This is a genomic window from Leptolyngbya sp. NK1-12, from assembly GCF_032598965.1.
Taxonomy (GTDB): domain Bacteria; phylum Cyanobacteriota; class Cyanobacteriia; order Elainellales; family Elainellaceae; genus Elainella.
The window spans coordinates 5,981,671-5,998,056 of record NZ_CP053586.1; the positions used below are offsets into that span (position 1 = coordinate 5,981,671).

Sequence of the window (16,386 nt, forward strand, 5' to 3'; positions counted from 1 at the left end):
CTTTCCTCTAGGATCAGTTTTGGTATATCTTAAACTAAGAAAATTAATAAATCGTTACGGAATCCCTCATGAATCTATTAATTGTCGGTGCCACTGGGACTTTGGGAAGGCAAATCACCCGCCGCGCCCTGGATGAGGGATATAAGGTGCGATGCCTGGTGCGCAGTATGAAAAAAGCAGCCTTCTTGAAGGAGTGGGGGGCTGAATTAGTCCAGGGTGATCTGTGCGAGCCAGAAACCTTACCCCCAGCTTTAGCTGAAGTTACGGCAGTGATCGATGCAGCCACGACCCGCCCCACTGATTCCCTCAGCATTCAGCAAGTCGATTGGGATGGCAAAGTTGCGCTGATCCAAGCCGCCAAAACTGCCGGAGTGGAGCGCTTCATTTTCTTCTCAATTCTGGACTGTGAGAACTATCCAGAGGTGCCGCTGATGGAAATCAAACGCTGTACTGAACAGTTTCTGACCGAGTCGGGGCTAAATTACACGATTTTGCGGCCTTGTGGTTTTATGCAGGGGCTGATCAGTCAGTACGCGATTCCAATTCTGGAGAAGCAGGCGGTCTGGGTAATGGGCAACAGTTCGCCAATTGCCTATATGGATACTCAAGACATCGCTCGCTTCACGATTGCAGCTTTGCAGAAGCCGGAAACCATTAACCGCAGTTTTCCGGTGGTGGGACCAAAGGCTTGGGGAGCCTACGAGATTATCCGCCTCTGCGAACGCCTATCGGGACGGGAGGCCAAAATTTCGCGCATGCCAATTGGGTTGCTGCAAGCCGTACAGAAGACAGCTCGCTTTTTCCAGTGGGGATGGAACCTCGCTGACCGGCTAGCATTTACAGCCGTGATTGCTTCGGGTAAGCCGCTAACAGCCAACATGGATGAAACCTATGCTGTATTTAGCATTGAGCCTGCAGAAATTACGACGCTGGAAGATTACATGCAGGACTACTTCAGTCGCATCATGAAGAAGCTGAAGGAGCTAGAGTACGAGCGTGAGAAGGCGAAGGAAAAGGCTCGCAAGAAGCGCAGCCCGTTCAAGTCAGCAGCTAAGAAGTAGCGCCAGAGAAGTTAGAACAAGCTAATTCTGCAAGTGCTCTCGCAGCGATTGCAACGATGCCCAGCGGTGATCGATGCGGGTGGGTTGCTCAGTCTCCGCTTCAGTTGCGGTGTTGACTTGAATACCCGCACAGTTGACATCACACAGTTGCCGGGGTGGCATCTCTAGACAAAGCTGCTCGTAAAGCCAGATTAGGGGCTGAAAATAGCCATCCGGGTCTAGTGTTTCCACCAAGTCTTCAAACGCCACTTCCCGTTCCAGTAGATCTGCATCTGGATCATCCTCTTGCTTTTGCAGCCAGATCAGTTCCGATATGTTGACTTTGATCCGGTGGTTATATTGTTGCAAACAGCGGTCGCAAGTCAGGGTAACGATAGCTTCGGCCTGGCCGGCAACTTCTAGATAATTACCTCGGTGGGTAACACGCACCTGCCCTTGAACCGGGGTCAAGGTATCTAGATCGGGCAAATAGCTGTTGACTTCGATTTGTTCGGTTTGCTCCGGCGCTCTCACTAGCTGTGGAATGTAAATGGCTTCCATGATGAGCGCTCCTCCTATGCAATTTGAACTTGAGCTACGTTATTTCACTTTCTGCTAGCCGTACGACCAAGCGTCGATCGGGTTCTTTGCCACGGCTATAGGTTTCTAAATCACCGTAGGTTGCCTTGAGATAGGTATGTACCTGCCGTCTCTCGGCAGCTGACAGCGCGGCCATTTCGTATTCTTCACCCGTTTCTCGCACATGCTGGACGGCAGCTTCGGCCAATTGCTGCAACTCGATCTGCCGCTGCACCCGATAGCCTGCCAACTCGATGGTATAAGCAGTCTGGAGGTCTTCCCCCCGCCCAATATTGAGAATTGTATTGGCCAGATACTGCACAGCATCGAGCACATTTCCCTCCTCCCCGATCAGAATTTGGGTTTGCTCGTGGGTCAGGGTAGCATCATCTATGGTCAACCAGCAGCTTCCTTCGGCACCGGTGCGTTCCAGATCGGGCTGAACCGTGGCTGGCAAGCCTGAGAGTTGCAGCATTTCTTCTAACCAATGCTTGCCTCGTTGAATCTGCTGGTCATCCATCCGCGTTAGCCTTTCTTTTTGGTACTGCTGGTATTCTTGGGCGTAGATTGCTTCGGCGTTTGCTTCGCATTTTGCTTTGGTGTTTGCTTAGCCGCTTTAGGCGCTGGCTTGGTTTCAGGTTTAGCCTTAGCCTCCGGCTTTGCTGCTGGCTTAGCCTCCGCAGCCGCTTCATCCTTCTTCGTCTTAACTGGCTCAAAGGGAAGTGCCTCTCGTCCTTCCTGCTTTTTCTCCTCCTCATCCACAATCTTTTGCAGGTTTTCCGGCAGGGGTTCTTTGGAGAGGATGTAGGTTTGCAGGGTTTGGAAGACGTTGGCGATCACCATATACATCAACACACCTGCCGGCAGGGGAAAGAACAGAAACATGCCTGAGAAGATGATGGGTGTGAAGCGGTTCACTGCTGCCTGCTGCGGATTGGCATTAGAGTTTGGCCCTTGCCCCGAAAGCAGTTGGTTGACGTAGAGGCTGACGCCAAAAAACAGCACCATGCCCAAAATATCCCAATTGATGCTGCCATCTTCTCCAAACGCTCCCACTCGTCCCAGGGCTTTGATGAACAGGAAGCCTTTATTAGCTGCTAATCCAGGAATCGTACCTTGCAGCGTCACTTCACCAGGACTGAGCGCTTCCAGGTTGCCATCCTCATCGAACCGTACTAGCTCCTGCCCCTTAGTTACCTTCCAATGAGGCTGGAGATCGGTCTCAGGATACTCAGCCAACAAATCAGATAGCGGCTCACCGGTCGCAGTTTGAAACATAATGTTGGTCTTCTCGCCCACTGTTAGTCGATTGCCGCCTGGAATCACGGCGATGACTGGAGCATGAACTCCATCGGCGACGTAGATATTCTGCGGGTTCGTGACAAAAGCCTGAGGTTGGATCTGTTCGATCTGCTCGCGCGGCAAAATCTGAACATTCACGTTGTAGTTTACATCCGAGAACGGCGAGCCTCGCAAGGTGGCGAATAGAGCAAACAGGACTGGCATCTGCACTAGAACTGGGAAACACCCAGCTAGCGGGTTGCCAAATTCCTTATAGACTTTGCTCATTTCTTCCTGCTGCTTGGCAGGATCGTCCTTGTAGCGCTCTTGAAGTTCCTTGACGCGCTTTTGCATCACGGGTTGAGCCACCCGCATCCGCCGCATACTGCGAATCGAACCCGCACTGAGCGGATAGAGCGCAAATCGAATCACTAAGGTCAGAGCGACGATGGCAAGACCATAGCTTGGCACAATCCCGTAGAAGAAATCCAGGATCGGCAGCATTACATTGTTAGAGAGAAATCCGACGCCAAAATCCATGCGTTGTGTCTACCTACGTACTCTGTTTTCCCAACCTATTGTGCCAACTGACGCGCTATAGCTGCCGCCAACTACTTGCTCAATATTTACTCAATACTTGCTCAGCGAGTTGCCAACTACCTACTCTATCCTACTAGCACGGGTCTGTTGCAGTGGTAGCTTGACTCACTGCTTCACTTACTGCCAAGCGCCCCACTGGCTTTTTGCGCCCTCGGCGACAGCTTCTGATTAATGTATTCGTAGATCTCACGAAACTTGGGTAGGGCACGCAGCTCTAGGCGACTGCCGTCTTTCAGGGTAATCACCATATCGCCCCAACCGCCCAACCCGCGTGGAACCGTGACAACCTTGGTGATTTCGGAATAGATTACATCTGAGCGATCACGCCCCATCCAACCGCCAGTAATCGAGATACGCCGGTCCGTAATCCGGTAGCGCAACCAGAGTGCTCGCACAATCGCACCAATAGTGAGCGGCAGACAAATTACCGTAAATCCCAGCAATATGTTAATGATTAAATCCCCAATATGAGGACCGCCTTCATAGTAAACCTCTTCCTTAATGCCCATTGATAACCTCGGCGCTGATCAATAACTGCTTTAATTCTTGCAGAAATTGTTCATAACCGCACTCGGCCGCATTTGGCTTTACCACGATTACCAACTGCCATCCCGGCGAGATCTGGGGAAGAAACTGCTGCACAATAGCCCGAAGCTGTCGCTTAATTCGATTTCGGACCACGGCTCGTTTACTCACTTTTTGACTGATGGAAATACCAATTTGGGTCGGCGGAATAGCTTGCTGTTCCTGCCTCTGCGTTTGCTCTTTGCCATTCCGATCTGATTGATCAAATTGATCCAGATCGGACCGAGCTGACAGTTCCAGCCTTTCTAGCCTCACAGATCTGCGTTTACGCAATGCCCTCAACGTCAAATGGGGACCAGACTGACGCGAGCCAGCTTGATAGACCGCTGAAAAATCTTGCCGATGTCGGAGTCGATGAGCTTTAGGCAGAGCCACCGCTAGCCCAGACCCTAGCCGGAAACAGAGAGCCGTGCCCGCCCCTTGCGCCGCCGTGCCTTGATCACACGCTGACCGTTTTTAGTGCGCATTCTGGCTCGAAAACCAGAGGTTCTTCTGCGCTTACGGCTTGTTCCCTCCAAAGTCCGCTTGGTCATAGGTATTTAACTCCACTCAAAAAGCCACAGTCTATCATCATAGCATTCTGCCCTCAGGTTTTCGCCAGATTGCTGCGGGAGCTTGGTTTTGCAAAATAATTGGGGGTTTCTAGCAATAACCCTACAGCGCATCCCTATCTGCGGCTAATGGACAAAATCCAGGTGCCAACATACCGCATCATTGGCAAATCACCCGGAGAACGCACTAGTGCATTGAAGTAGTGCATACCAATTCGATTCGGGTTACGGACATTCGACAGGACAATTTCAACGCGCGTATCCGCCGGTACCGGCGACTGGGGATAAATCTCAATCACGCGATTTTCAGGATCCCAGGTCACTTCATCCAGAGGAATCTCATCCCCGTTGGCCCTCACTTCCACCGCATTTGGATCAAATCGGCCACGGTAGGTGTCGGGATAAGTAATAGAGAATTGTTCAACAGCAAGCTCCATTTTTTTTGCCGGAATCCGCAGACGGTAGCGGTCTCGCACACCAGGCTCACCGTCAAAATCCATGCGCCAACTTAACTGGTTTTCCCGCTCAACGCCGCTAAAAATGGTGAAACCGGGCAGTCCTTGAGTCAAACCAATGGATGCCAAGCTAGTGACCAAACAACCTGAAATCGCCAGAGCTGAAAGCAGACGAAGCGTATATTTCCGTGCCATATATTAAGTACTCTTAGAGATGCCTCACAACAGTTGAAGGGCGCTGCTAACACCACAACTAATGACTTTAGCAAAATTACCTGAAGACCTGTTAAAGAAGTGGCGCAGCGACAGATACGACATGATACGACGAATTTAAGCCGGGAAGGTGCCCAGTGGGAGAACTAGGGAAAAAGAGGGAGTGGATTAAGTTTCAGCCTACCTTTTCTAAAGGCTGGTACCATGAGTGAGAACTATTTTGTCACAATCGCTTGATATGAGCTTGACCCCTGGCACAACGCTACAAAACCGCAAGTACGTTATTCAGACGGTCTTACATCAGAGTGACTTCAGCGTCACGTATCAGGCCCAGCACGCCTATCTGGAACGGCCTGTGGTGCTGCAAACCCTCAATCCCAGCTTGCGGCAGCGGCAAGATTTGGCTGAATTGCGGCAGCAGTTTCTCAGCAAGGTCCGGTCCCTGGCCCAGCAACTTGATCAAGGGCGTGTTTTGGATTGCTTTGAAGAAGACGAGATGCCGTATGTGGTGTTTGAACTTAAACCAGGACAGGTTCCTCCACAGTTGCTGGACTGGTTTCCAATCTTACCAACCGTGAATCCTAGTGCCATCGAGCAAGCTCTTGCACAATTTCCCAATCAATTGGCCAATCAATCGGCAACAGCAGAGGTAGCAGTCAACGTCGCAGACCCATCTACTCTGACCTCAAAGCCATCAACTGCAGTGGAAAAAACTCAGCCTCCTGCGCCGGTTTTGGTTCGAGCCGCTACCCCTTCTGCCGATACAATCGCACCGGAATCCAAGACCATCACGCCAGACCCAGTCGGATTAGATAATCTGGTTGCTCTAAATCCAGCTGCAGTTACTTCAGCCACCCACCCCACCCAGCCCGTCACTCCATCTGCCGTGCCATCCCCAATTACCCCTTCTCCAATAACACTGACTCAACTGCGCCGTCCCAAAGCTTGGATGCCGATTGCATTAGTTTCTATGTGTATGCTGGGTGGCTTAGTGGGAGCCGGGATGGGTTTGTCGCTGCGGCTTGCTCCTGCTTCACAATCTCAGGCAGAGAAGCAGCCCAAAGTACCGCATCGGTTGTTGTTTAATCGCGAGCAGAACTTTCCAGCAGAGGCAAATTGGCCAATTTCGGAGACACCGCTATTCACTTCCGACCCTACACCCATCGAAGATCCGGTTTATCGCGTCAGCCCCGAATTTGAAGACTATTCGCAGCCCCCATTGCAACCATTGCCAGAACCCCCAATCCAGCAGCCTGCTTTGCCATTACCAAGTAGTCAACCTACAGTCAAAGCTACGACCCCTAATGAGCTGGAAACGCCCCTCAAACCGATTGTGCCTCCTGTAGCCCCACCCAGTAGAGCGACGACCGCATCACCCGATCTGTTACCCCCGATCAATCCTGTTCCTGCAGCCCCCCTTGAACCAGCTCCGCCGCCTGTGGCTGCACCAGAATTGGCACCTCCTGCGGCGACCGAATTACCAATTCCTGAAGCAGCTCCACCTCCCCTTCCCGATCTACCAACCCAAAATCCGCCCGTGAAGCAGTAAAGGGCTGGTGAACTGCGACAAGAAAGCATCCATCGAGAATTCTCGATGTAAAGCCCAATCGCGGCAATCAACTCGCGGCAATCAACTCGCGGCCAACGGATGGGTTGGGGCTGGGCTAAGATTTAGAAACATCGTTTCTGTGAACTGCTAATGACAGCCTCTGAACTCTCTCGCTCTCAATCGATTGGGCACAGCCATCCCGGCCAGCTTCATGGGGATGATGTGCTGCCTCACGCTGATGAGCATTCCAACCATCCCCATGTTCACAGCGAGGAATCATTGCGGCGAATTGTGAATCGGCTGTCGCGGATTGAGGGCCATATTCGCGGCATTAAGATGATGGTGCAAGAAAGCCGTTCCTGTCCGGATGTGCTGGTACAAATTGCGGCAGTTCGGGGCGCTCTCGATCGCGTCTCTCGGATTATTTTGGATGAACACTTAACCGAGTGCATTGCCCGTGCCGCTAAGCAAGGCAACATCGAAGCCGAAATTGAAGAACTTAAATCTGCTCTCGATCGCTTTTTACCCTGACGTTTTCACCCCAACGGTTTACCTTTCTATCCTTGGAATCATCAAAGAGCCAACGCAGCCCAAATTGCAATAGGCATGTGAGGTACAAAAGGTGCAAACGAGGCTAGGCATAGAGCGATGCAACAAACTCACCATAGCCGTTGTATTTCAAAGTTGGCACCTCCTCCCAGTCAAACTCTGAATTGGGACCAATCAGCCGCTCTTTGGCCTGGGACCAGCGAGGGTGGGAAACCTCTGGATCAACGTTTGATTCAAACTTGTACTCACCCGGACTGATAGTATTCCAAAACGTGGCAGGTTGAGTTTCAACAAACTCGATCTTAACGATGGATTTGGCTCCCTTAAAGCCATACTTCCAGGGAATTACGGCTCGAACTGGGGCACCATGCTGTTTGGGCAAGGTATGCCCGTAAACCCCGACTGCAAAAAAGGCCAAATCGTTTGCCATTTCTTCAATCCGTAGCCCTTCGGTGTAGGGAAACGGCAGAAATTGGCTGGGGGGAAAAGTTGGGCCTTTCATAATTCTGCGGTCGTAATAGGACGTGAAGTGTACAAACTTAGCGTTAGCTTTAGGGTCAACCGCTTTCAAGATCGCATTCATTGGAAACCCAATCCAGGGAACCACCATAGCCCAGGCTTCTACACAACGGAACCGATAGAGGCGTTCTTCTAGCGGAAATTCTCGTTGTAGCGTCTCCAAATCAAATGTACGCGGCTGGTTGACCAAACCTGTGACTTCGACCTTCCAATCTTCGGTAGGCAACGCCTGAGCATTTTGCCAGATTTGTTTGGTGCCGCCAAATTCGTAGAAGTTATTGTAGGTTGCTGCCAGTTGCTCATTCGTGGTGGGCCGATCTACCTGAGAAAAAGTGGGGTTGGGAGTTGCGCTGAGAGGATTTGTATCAAATGTCGGTGCATCCACTCTGCTCTGCCTTTGACAGCCAATCAGCGGCAAGGCCGCCCCGGCAATTCCAGCACCAACTAGAGTGCGAAGAAACCGTCGCCGATTAAAGAAGGCCGCCTCTGAAGTAACCTGCCGTTCCGGCAACTGCCATGGTTGAGGAATATGAATAAAGGGCATAGAAGCACAGAAATTTATGTATCAATTTCTTAATATAACGGCAGAAGCAAGCACAAATACAGCAACGGGACGAGATCCAATCAACCCCGCCCCGCTGCTGTATTTAGTTGTAGGGTGGTTTAGCGAATGCTGAGGTCTCGCTAATTTCCAACCATTCAATCGTCCCGTGAACTGTAAGAACCTTGTCCGCACCTTAAATCCCAAAACTTTACAAATTGCTTTAGCTAAAGCGATTTAGCTTGGGAAGCACAAGGAGGGTTGGGGAGAACACCACTCTATCAGACTCAGAACCTGGTTCAACCTGGACTAACGACTGGAAGCTACTAGACCTTCTGCCTCATCCTCTGTCATTCGCAGACTGGGGAACAGGAAATGATTTTCCTCAACATATTGAGCACCGAAGAGACCTTTCTCTGCCCAGAAGTATCGATCTGTGGTGTGCTCGTTGCGCTTGACCAACAGCAGGGCTGGCGGCAAAATACCTTCAGCCTGAATGAACTTCCGAGCAGCAGTGACGGGCTTATCTTCGCCACTCTCAATGCTATACTGAGGCACCAATTCTAGGATGCGGCGTCCCTCCAACCGACGACGACTTTTGCGTTTGCGTCTTCTTGCCAAACTCTCTACCTCCTCTCTTAAGTGATTGCTCCTTGACGATTTGTCGTAACTATCGTTAATGTAACTCTAGTTACAAAATACTAAGACCGTGCAAAGTATATCGGGTTGAGAATAGAATTTCAACTTCCTTTAAACTATTGATACAAAATCTAAAGCAAATCTGTAGCTCCCCTCAGGTTTTTCTTCGTTTTAGGTCAGGCACTCAGGGTTATGGTTGGTTAAGGCACAAACTTCGCAATAAATTGGGCCGCTCAATTAAAATTTTTAAACAGGTTTGCTTCTCATTCTCAGATGCAGTGCTGGCGGAAGGCAGCTTTTCATGGTGAAAGCATGGCTAAAGCGGCCTGGATTCATCGGCTTGGACAGGGTTGTTGAGCTTATTGATTGAGCTTAATTAGTTTTGCTAATTTTTGGTTCTGCTGTGGATGAAAGCTTGGGACACTCGGGAGAAAGCTTGGCCAATGGCAGCACCGTGTGGGAAGTAGGCGACCAGTGTCAAGGCAAGCAGGTGTAAGAGTAGCGCAATCATGCCCACCAGTACAGAATTCTTCAAACTCTGTCAATCGCAAGTCGCCCTCCTGACGCAGGGGATGGGAGCTGCATTAAGTATTGTCTACTTAACCGAAGAGCTGACTACTTCGCCCGATACTCAGCTGATTCCGTTTGTAGCCCATCCAGAAGTAGCGCTGAACTGGGGCGAAGAGCAAATCCTGTCGTTTCTAGCGCAAGTGGGAGCCAATCTGTACCCCCGACGCTTGCTGGCAGCCGACTCAGGCATAGACTCTCAAACCGATGCTAACCAGACTCAAGCTTTACTGGCTCAGGTGTCGCCTGCTTCACCTTACCGAATCTCAGATGGGTTGCTGCCCAAGCAGCAAATGGTTTTGCCGCTGATCTATCAAGAGCGCGTTATGGGCCTGCTGGTGACGGCTCGGGCTGATCGGGCTTGGAATGAGGTAGAGCAGGCTCAGATCGAACATGTGGCTCAAACCTTGACAGCAGCCTGCATCTTAGAGTGGCGGTCTCGTTGGCTAGCCCAGGATCTACAGCAGCAGCAGTTGCTAGAAGAGCAAAAAACCGATTTGTTTGATGATTTGCTCCACCAGTTCCGCAATCCCCTCACTGCCGTCAGAACCTTTGGCAAACTATTACTGAAACGGCTCCGCCCCGGCGACACGAATCGCTCTGTGGCTGAAAGTATTGTGCGAGAGAGCGACCGACTGCAAGAATTGCTACAGCAACTCGACACGGCCATAGATCTGGATGTAACCGATTTGCTGCCGCTGCTCCACTCAGATCAGGAACCACAATCGCCATTTCAGCCGCCATTGCCTTCAGAGACCGCAACCCGTCTGCCTGATCCGCGTACTGAAACCCGCATGCTGCTAGGAAGCGCCATTGACCTCCGGCCCCAGGCTATAACTACCGTATTGCAGCCTCTTTTAGAAACCGCAGCCGCCATTGCTCAAGACCGGCAGTTGACCCTGCAAAGCGAAATTCCTGCCAATCTGCCCCCGCTGCTGATCGATGGGCGGGCGTTGCGCGAAGTTTTGAATAATCTGCTCGATAATGCCCTTAAATACACTCCAGCAGGTGGGCAGATCTACATTGGTGTGCAACGACAGCCTGTGTCCGAATCACCCATAACAGGATTGCCTCAGTCGGGTTTCCAGCCGCTGTATTATCAGGTCATCGTGATTGCCGATACAGGTCCGGGGATTCCTCCGGAAGATTTGCAGCATTTGTTTGAGCGGCACTATCGTGGTATTCAGGCCACAACTGATATTCCCGGTACTGGCTTAGGCTTAACCATTGCCAGAGAGTTAGTGAGCCAAATGGGAGGTCATATTCAGATCTTTAGCCCGGCGGTTGCTAGTGGTCTGATTCCGGCCAATTTCAGTCAGCTAGCTCAGCCTGAACCAGCCCAAAAATCTACCGGCACTGCCGCTGCAGTTTGGCTGTGTGAAGTCAGCGATGTAGAGGCTAGTGATAAGGCTGATGTGCTAGTAACACCCACTGAAATAATCTAACTCTGAAATAATCTAACTCTGAAATAATCTAACCTTGAAACAGCCAAGCCCCTACTGTGCCGGCTCCGGTCGGGCATAGGACGCATCGCAGTACTGAGTGCAGTGTTCGGGGCGCAGGGGGTTGGCCGCTGTATATACATAGAACAAGGATGCTCGTTCTTGCCGGCGAGATTTGCCGTGATGAAAGATATTTTTGGGATCCATCAACACCACAGTTCCGACAGGACCAGGACAGCGTTTCCAGGCTGAGCGTGGCACGAAAGTTTCCATTTCTGCGTCCGTCAGGCCCATTGCCTGCGATTTTGCATAAGCTTGACCAACACGGCGATGGATTCGTTTGGCGACCCAAGGCGAAACCTCGGAGCGAGGAATGTACTCAAATGGGCCGTCTTTTTCTTCTACATCGGTCAGATAAATAATTGCCTTCAGCATGCGCCGATCTTCCAGGTCTTGGTGCCAAAATTCGGTTGTTACCGGGAAAGGATTGGCAAAGTCGCGCCGCAGATGTACGCCCTGAAATGCTATGGGTAGCCCAATGTAGTTTTCCACCATGCTGAGCAACCGCGATTCCTGACCCCAGTTCGCAAACTCGGCCAGATCAGTCATTGTGAAAATGTGGGGAGGAAGCAATTGGAGCGGTTGGTTGGCATGATTATCTGCGAACGTTTGTTTGGGGCGGATACTCTCCATGACATCGAGGTAATGTCTGGCCGCCTGAAGCATTGCCGCTGATGAGGCAAATCCCAATTCGTCCAGCGAGGTGATAAATACTCCTTCCCGTTTGCAGGCAGCTACCGCCCGCTGACCAACCGCATCGAGTGTTGGCAAGTGGCGAGCATGCTGTTTCAGTTGGAGATAATAGGCAATTTCAGCCGGAATCTGGGCAACTTGAGCTGCTTTGCGCTCTAGCTTTTTCTGTACATTCGCTAACATCGTTGCATCTCGCTCAATTAGGCTACTGAGAATCTACAAGTTCTTTGGCTGTGCTGCTGAATCCGGGCATTCGTACTTCTGCCAGTTTTATAGCGGCATTCCTACCCAGGGTGCAGCTCAGCAAGGAGCTGATATAGGCAGCCACAACTCGACTGGACCAGCGGGGCGCTTTCCAGAAGCACCAGAGATAATACTTTAGGTTGTTCAGCATGTTTCGGCTAATAAAATCCTCTTCAGCCATGTGTAGCATCATTTTTTGACACAACTGGCGAGGATAGCCAATTTGATAGAGCTTACTGTAGATCTCAGGAATATCGAAGTAGCGAATTTTAAACCAAGCTTTTGGATCTTTTTGCCAATAGCTGACGCCAGTTGTACATTCCACAAAGGTCTTTTCGGTGACTAGAACATTGCCTTTGGTGGCACAATAACCGTTCCAGTAAGCTAAACCACCCCAGTTCTGTAAACTCTCTGGCCACGACTGATACGCTTCTCGCCCAAACTGCGTCCGAAAAATCGTGGCGCTAATAAAAATCACGCTACCAATATTTTCTTGGATATGTTTCTGAAAAACCGCTTTGCTATCGGGTAGATTGACATTGTCTTCAACCCGCTTGAGCCAAGGTTCTGGACTGAAATAGCCTGTTGTAAGATTGCGCTCGCAGAAGTTGAGATAAAACAGCGAAAGATCAGGCCTAGTTTTAAGCGTCGAAACGACTAGAGCAACTGTCCCATCATCAACCTTGTCATCATCTCCCAAAATCCAGGTATAGCGTCCCGTGGCGGTATTAAGACAGTAGGCAAAGTTCCGCATCCACCCCAAATTTTCTGGATGGCGGTTTGTACGAAACACAATGGGGCTAGCCGATTGCCATTTTTCGATTACCGCAGGCGTTTCATCCTGCGAACAATTATCCGACACGAGGATTTCGCAGTCTGCGCCAAGCTCGTTTACCTCTTGGAGTAACCACGCAAGCTGCCGATCTAGCATCTGAGCGCGATTAAAGGTAGGAATGCAAATTGAAAGAAGTTTTTCCATGAACGGTAGTCACCCCAATATTGATCAGCATGTTAAGTCAGGCACACGCTCAGTCCCATAAAAGCTAGCCATAACGGTGAAGGACAGGACTAAGCCAATGTATCGGGAAACAAACAATTGATCTGTAAAAATCTAGACCATGGTTTAAGTTTCTGCCCCCAGAATTCTAATAAAGTTTACTAGTTTACTCCTCGTTCACCATCCTTGATCGGCAAATTTCTACAAATTACTAGTCATTATATGAAGCAATCATGAAGCACCAGCAGAAAATATTGAGAAGCCATAAACCTGCTCTCTTCTTATGGCATCTATCTATCGGCAAATTTTTATATTTAAGTTCTGTAATTCCTTCCTGAAAAGATGTATTCTAACGAACATTGGCTAATTCTAGAGACCTTCCTCTAAAAAGCTACTACGTTCGAAAACTAGTCTTCACCTCATCTGTTCTTATTCTCATCTCTTGCTGATTTCTTTGTCCCGAACCTGGAGTAATCGGTTTTTCATGTATTTGCCCTTGACACACCTTCTCTAAAGGAGATGGTCATGACCAAACAAATAGAACCGAATCAGGCTACATTCAGCCCTGAGGCCCCAACCAGTATCAGCACTCAGAGTCAGCCCATTGTGCTAGTTTGCGCTGCCGATGAAAATTACGCCATGCCGATGGCGGTGATGGTTTATTCGGCCTTGAGCAATTTAAAAAACAACCAGCAAAAGCTGCTGCTCTATATTCTGGATGGCGGCATTTGGCCAGCAACCCAGCAAAAGGTTGTAAATTCCCTGCAGCAGTTTAAGCAACTCGAAATCAATTGGACTCAACCGGAGCCGGCGTTGTTTCAAGACCTGTCGGTGACTCGTTACTTAACCCGAACTGCCTATTATCGTTTGTTAATGCCCCAAGTGTTGCCTAGCCACCTCAACAAAGCCATTTATTTAGACTGTGACATGATCGTACAAGGTGATCTAACAGAGCTGTGGCAAATGGACCTGGGAGAGCATTACGTGCTTGCTGTGCTAGACGATAATCAGCCACTAGTGTCAATGGCAGTAGGGTTGAGTAACTATCGTGAGTTGGGGTTGAATCCCAATCAAAAATACTTCAACTCTGGCCTGCTAGTTGTCAATCTTAAGAAGTGGCGAGTAGATAATATCGGAATGAAAGTAATTGAGCACAGTAAACGAAATCGTGAATATATTCGAGACGCTGATCAGGACGGGCTAAATGCTGTCTTCACCGGAAACTGGGGAGAACTTGATCCACGTTGGAATCAAATGCCGCGAATATACACCTATGAATCTTGGCAAGATAGCCCCTATGACCAGACGCAGTATGAATTATTGAAGAATAACCCGCTCATCATTCACTATACCAATGCTCCCAAACCCTGGCGAAGCGGCTGCCAGCATCCGGCGACTAGCTTATTTTATGCCTACCTCGACCAAACTGCTTGGTCTGGTTGGCGAGATACTTGGTGGCGACGAGTGGCCCGCAAAGCTCAGAAGGGTGTCGGTAAAGTGAAGCGGGGACTGCATCGCCTCGGCCCATAGTGCTAACCCTAGGCTTGTTGATTTCAGAACTTGCCAGTTTCAAAACCAGTGTGCTAGGATATGAATTCGTGAGCAAGGGCTTGTAGCTCAGTGGACTAGAGCACGTGGCTACGGACCACGGTGTCGGGGGTTCGAATCCCTCCTAGCCCGTCTAGTGTAGAGAGAACAAGAGAATAGAGAGCGAGAATGGGTGAGGAGCAGAGGTATATCTTGCTCCCTTTTTATTGGTTAGCTTTTTAGTTGATTTTATGGGTTTGCCTCATGCGGCTCCCTTATTTGACTCGCTCGTAATGCCAACTGCATAGATGTCTCGTCCCTGTCCCAAAGCAAACCGCCAAGAAGCAGACAGGTTCTTACTAGACTGAGTCAGGAAAACTACAATAGCTGCTATTCCCAACCCAACACAAATTCCAAAAATACCGCGATAGCCAATTTGAGTAGCAACAGCTCCTAAAATCGGACCGGCCAAGGCAATGCCAATGTCGAATCCGGTCATGCAGATGCCAAACATGCGCCCCCGTTCGTGGGACAGCGAGCGATCGGCCATTAAAGCCGCCATCATCGGGATTAGGGTTCCAGATCCTGCTCCTTCAATTGCCCCAGCCAGCAGAAACGAGGCCGAACTGTTGGCCTGCCATAAAATCACCATTGAGAGCGTGTAAAACACCAAACTCAAACTGATAAACGGACCACGACCGTACCGATCTGAAGCTGGACCGGCGACCAACCGAATTGCAAAACTCGCCATCGCCGCGGCTGTATAGAACAAGCCCGTATTCAAACTTACCCCTGCTTCTTTGATATAGAGCGGCACAAAGGTGCTAAGAGTGCCAAAGGTTAAGCCGATTAGCAGCAAAATAATCGCCGGTACACGAATGCGATCATCACCCAGCAAACGCCAAAATTGGCTATCTCCCTGCTGTGCACTCTGCTCCACGACTCTAGATTCCTGCACTTGAGCCGTACAGAGCAGCCCAACCAGTCCCAAACTGGCAGCAGCCAAAAACATGGGTGTGAAACCAAACCACTCGTGAGTAAACCCACCAATCGCTGGACCCAACGCTAGCCCAATCGGGTTGACTAGACTCATATAGCCAATCAGCTCACCTCGATGGGGTGGTGGCGATAGATCGACGACAAGGGCACTATAGGCCAAGGCAAAAGCGGCGATGCTAATGCCGTGAAAGGCTCGCAACCCGATCAGTGGCAGAATACTGGTGGTTGCCAAGTACCCCAACGGGGCTAAGGCTACTGCGGTCATGCCAATCAGCAAAACCAGCTTGCGCCCACGCGAGTCAGCTAGCCTTGCTAACCAGGGTCGTGACACCAATAGTCCAACCGCAAACGATCCCATCACAATCCCAACCCAGTGCTGATTGGCTCCCGCCTGCTGGATGTACAGCGGCAATGTTGGTAAATGGGCCGCTAAACCAGACCAAAATAATAGTCCTGCGGCAAACAACACGGTTAAGTTACGCCGCACCTGAGGCTCTAACTTTGCAAAAACGCTCAAAATTGCACCAACTTTTTCTACCGAGTAATGATTCAGTTACTGACAAAATTCGACAAAATTCCTTATTTAATATGACGAATATTAAAAAGTTTTGCACAGTGAACTGCTGCATTAGTAGGGGTGCTTGCTACTACTCAATCTTCTGGGCTAAAGCTGCATAAGTAGCTGAGGTTTCTGGCGGTCCGGATTGGTCAAATGCCTGAGTGTAAACAGAATTACCAAGGCAACAGGATAACCAAA

The 16,386-nt window shown here is 50.0% G+C and carries 17 protein-coding genes and 1 tRNA gene; 6 read left to right on the forward strand and 12 right to left on the reverse strand.

Translation table 11 applies throughout. The features are described 5' to 3' along the window. The first annotated feature begins 68 nt into the window (after positions 1-68). On the forward strand, positions 69-1,061 hold the full coding sequence (locus HJG54_RS25635; RefSeq protein ID WP_316432064.1) for an SDR family oxidoreductase: 993 nt from the start codon (positions 69-71) through the stop codon (positions 1,059-1,061). A gap of 21 nt (positions 1,062-1,082) precedes the next feature. Here the strand turns inward: HJG54_RS25635 and HJG54_RS25640 are convergent, their stop codons facing one another. The 7 genes from HJG54_RS25640 to HJG54_RS25670 form a co-directional block, all read right to left on the reverse strand. Continuing rightward, positions 1,083-1,601, reverse strand: coding sequence for a YceD family protein (locus tag HJG54_RS25640; RefSeq protein WP_316432065.1), 519 nt, complete (start codon positions 1,599-1,601; stop codon positions 1,083-1,085). 34 nt (positions 1,602-1,635) lie between these two features. Further along, positions 1,636-2,139 (reverse strand): protein jag, encoded by a 504-nt coding sequence (locus tag HJG54_RS25645; RefSeq protein ID WP_035999168.1) that lies wholly within the window; start codon positions 2,137-2,139, stop codon positions 1,636-1,638. Positions 2,140-2,144: 5 nt separating this feature from the next. Further along, positions 2,145-3,440 carry a membrane protein insertase YidC gene (yidC, locus tag HJG54_RS25650; RefSeq protein WP_316432066.1) on the reverse strand — a complete coding sequence of 432 codons (1,296 nt, stop codon included), beginning with the start codon at positions 3,438-3,440 and terminating at the stop codon, positions 2,145-2,147. A gap of 173 nt (positions 3,441-3,613) precedes the next feature. Further along, on the reverse strand, positions 3,614-4,009 hold the full coding sequence (locus HJG54_RS25655) for a PH domain-containing protein (RefSeq protein ID WP_035999171.1): 396 nt from the start codon (positions 4,007-4,009) through the stop codon (positions 3,614-3,616). Continuing rightward, complete coding sequence (gene rnpA, locus HJG54_RS25660) at positions 3,999-4,460, reverse strand: ribonuclease P protein component (RefSeq protein WP_316432067.1); 462 nt, start codon at positions 4,458-4,460, stop codon at positions 3,999-4,001. Before rnpA ends, HJG54_RS25655 begins: the two co-directional genes overlap by 11 nt. A gap of 14 nt (positions 4,461-4,474) precedes the next feature. Continuing rightward, positions 4,475-4,618: a 50S ribosomal protein L34 gene (rpmH, locus tag HJG54_RS25665; RefSeq protein WP_072009718.1), complete on the reverse strand. Its 144-nt coding sequence runs from the start codon at positions 4,616-4,618 to the stop codon at positions 4,475-4,477. 134 nt (positions 4,619-4,752) lie between these two features. Then, complete coding sequence (locus tag HJG54_RS25670; RefSeq protein ID WP_316432069.1) at positions 4,753-5,286, reverse strand: DUF2808 domain-containing protein; 534 nt, start codon at positions 5,284-5,286, stop codon at positions 4,753-4,755. A gap of 256 nt (positions 5,287-5,542) precedes the next feature. Between HJG54_RS25670 and HJG54_RS25675 the strand changes: the two genes are divergently transcribed. Beyond that, complete coding sequence (locus tag HJG54_RS25675) at positions 5,543-6,853, forward strand: hypothetical protein (protein ID WP_316432070.1); 1,311 nt, start codon at positions 5,543-5,545, stop codon at positions 6,851-6,853. Between the two features lie 150 nt (positions 6,854-7,003). Then, positions 7,004-7,384 (forward strand): metal-sensing transcriptional repressor, encoded by a 381-nt coding sequence (locus HJG54_RS25680; RefSeq protein ID WP_035999181.1) that lies wholly within the window; start codon positions 7,004-7,006, stop codon positions 7,382-7,384. Positions 7,385-7,487: 103 nt separating this feature from the next. Here HJG54_RS25680 and msrP read toward each other — a convergent pair whose 3' ends face one another. Together msrP and HJG54_RS25690 are read right to left on the reverse strand one after the other, a co-directional pair. Next, entirely contained in the window at positions 7,488-8,465 is a 978-nt protein-coding gene (gene msrP, locus HJG54_RS25685) for a protein-methionine-sulfoxide reductase catalytic subunit MsrP (protein ID WP_316432071.1), read from the reverse strand. A gap of 306 nt (positions 8,466-8,771) precedes the next feature. Beyond that, positions 8,772-9,083 (reverse strand): DUF3155 domain-containing protein, encoded by a 312-nt coding sequence (locus tag HJG54_RS25690; RefSeq protein ID WP_316432072.1) that lies wholly within the window; start codon positions 9,081-9,083, stop codon positions 8,772-8,774. 527 nt (positions 9,084-9,610) lie between these two features. Between HJG54_RS25690 and HJG54_RS25695 the strand changes: the two genes are divergently transcribed. Continuing rightward, the gene (locus HJG54_RS25695; RefSeq protein ID WP_316432073.1) at positions 9,611-11,113 is read left to right on the forward strand and encodes a sensor histidine kinase; all 1,503 of its coding nucleotides are present in this window, start codon (positions 9,611-9,613) and stop codon (positions 11,111-11,113) included. Between the two features lie 51 nt (positions 11,114-11,164). Here HJG54_RS25695 and HJG54_RS25700 read toward each other — a convergent pair whose 3' ends face one another. Both HJG54_RS25700 and HJG54_RS25705 read right to left on the reverse strand, forming a co-directional pair. Then, positions 11,165-12,046, reverse strand: a complete 882-nt coding sequence (locus tag HJG54_RS25700; RefSeq protein WP_316432074.1) for a phytanoyl-CoA dioxygenase family protein — start codon at positions 12,044-12,046, stop codon at positions 11,165-11,167. A 22-nt stretch (positions 12,047-12,068) separates the two neighbouring features. Then, positions 12,069-13,085, reverse strand: coding sequence for a glycosyltransferase family 2 protein (locus tag HJG54_RS25705; protein WP_316432075.1), 1,017 nt, complete (start codon positions 13,083-13,085; stop codon positions 12,069-12,071). A 543-nt stretch (positions 13,086-13,628) separates the two neighbouring features. Here HJG54_RS25705 and HJG54_RS25710 point away from each other — a divergent pair. Together HJG54_RS25710 and HJG54_RS25715 are read left to right on the forward strand one after the other, a co-directional pair. Further along, the gene (locus HJG54_RS25710; protein WP_316432076.1) at positions 13,629-14,633 is read left to right on the forward strand and encodes a glycosyltransferase family 8 protein; all 1,005 of its coding nucleotides are present in this window, start codon (positions 13,629-13,631) and stop codon (positions 14,631-14,633) included. Positions 14,634-14,709: 76 nt separating this feature from the next. Further along, a tRNA-Arg gene (locus HJG54_RS25715) sits at positions 14,710-14,783 on the forward strand. A gap of 109 nt (positions 14,784-14,892) precedes the next feature. Here HJG54_RS25715 and HJG54_RS25720 read toward each other — a convergent pair. Beyond that, entirely contained in the window at positions 14,893-16,146 is a 1,254-nt protein-coding gene (locus tag HJG54_RS25720; RefSeq protein ID WP_316432077.1) for an MFS transporter, read from the reverse strand. Positions 16,147-16,386 lie beyond the last annotated feature (240 nt).

Excerpts from the sequence above, each read along its gene's own strand:
- HJG54_RS25635 (WP_316432064.1), top strand. The coding sequence starts at position 69 with ATGAATCTATTAATTGTCGGTGCCACTGGGACTTTGGGAAGGCAAATC.
- HJG54_RS25640 (WP_316432065.1), bottom strand. The coding sequence starts at position 1,601 with ATGGAAGCCATTTACATTCCACAGCTAGTGAGAGCGCCGGAGCAAACC.
- HJG54_RS25645 (WP_035999168.1), bottom strand. The coding sequence starts at position 2,139 with ATGGATGACCAGCAGATTCAACGAGGCAAGCATTGGTTAGAAGAAATG.
- yidC (WP_316432066.1), bottom strand. The coding sequence starts at position 3,440 with ATGGATTTTGGCGTCGGATTTCTCTCTAACAATGTAATGCTGCCGATC.
- HJG54_RS25655 (WP_035999171.1), bottom strand. The coding sequence starts at position 4,009 with ATGGGCATTAAGGAAGAGGTTTACTATGAAGGCGGTCCTCATATTGGG.
- rpmH (WP_072009718.1), bottom strand. The coding sequence starts at position 4,618 with ATGACCAAGCGGACTTTGGAGGGAACAAGCCGTAAGCGCAGAAGAACC.
- HJG54_RS25670 (WP_316432069.1), bottom strand. The coding sequence starts at position 5,286 with ATGGCACGGAAATATACGCTTCGTCTGCTTTCAGCTCTGGCGATTTCA.
- HJG54_RS25675 (WP_316432070.1), top strand. The coding sequence starts at position 5,543 with ATGAGCTTGACCCCTGGCACAACGCTACAAAACCGCAAGTACGTTATT.
- HJG54_RS25680 (WP_035999181.1), top strand. The coding sequence starts at position 7,004 with ATGACAGCCTCTGAACTCTCTCGCTCTCAATCGATTGGGCACAGCCAT.
- msrP (WP_316432071.1), bottom strand. The coding sequence starts at position 8,465 with ATGCCCTTTATTCATATTCCTCAACCATGGCAGTTGCCGGAACGGCAG.
- HJG54_RS25695 (WP_316432073.1), top strand. The coding sequence starts at position 9,611 with ATGCCCACCAGTACAGAATTCTTCAAACTCTGTCAATCGCAAGTCGCC.
- HJG54_RS25700 (WP_316432074.1), bottom strand. The coding sequence starts at position 12,046 with ATGTTAGCGAATGTACAGAAAAAGCTAGAGCGCAAAGCAGCTCAAGTT.
- HJG54_RS25705 (WP_316432075.1), bottom strand. The coding sequence starts at position 13,085 with ATGGAAAAACTTCTTTCAATTTGCATTCCTACCTTTAATCGCGCTCAG.
- HJG54_RS25710 (WP_316432076.1), top strand. The coding sequence starts at position 13,629 with ATGACCAAACAAATAGAACCGAATCAGGCTACATTCAGCCCTGAGGCC.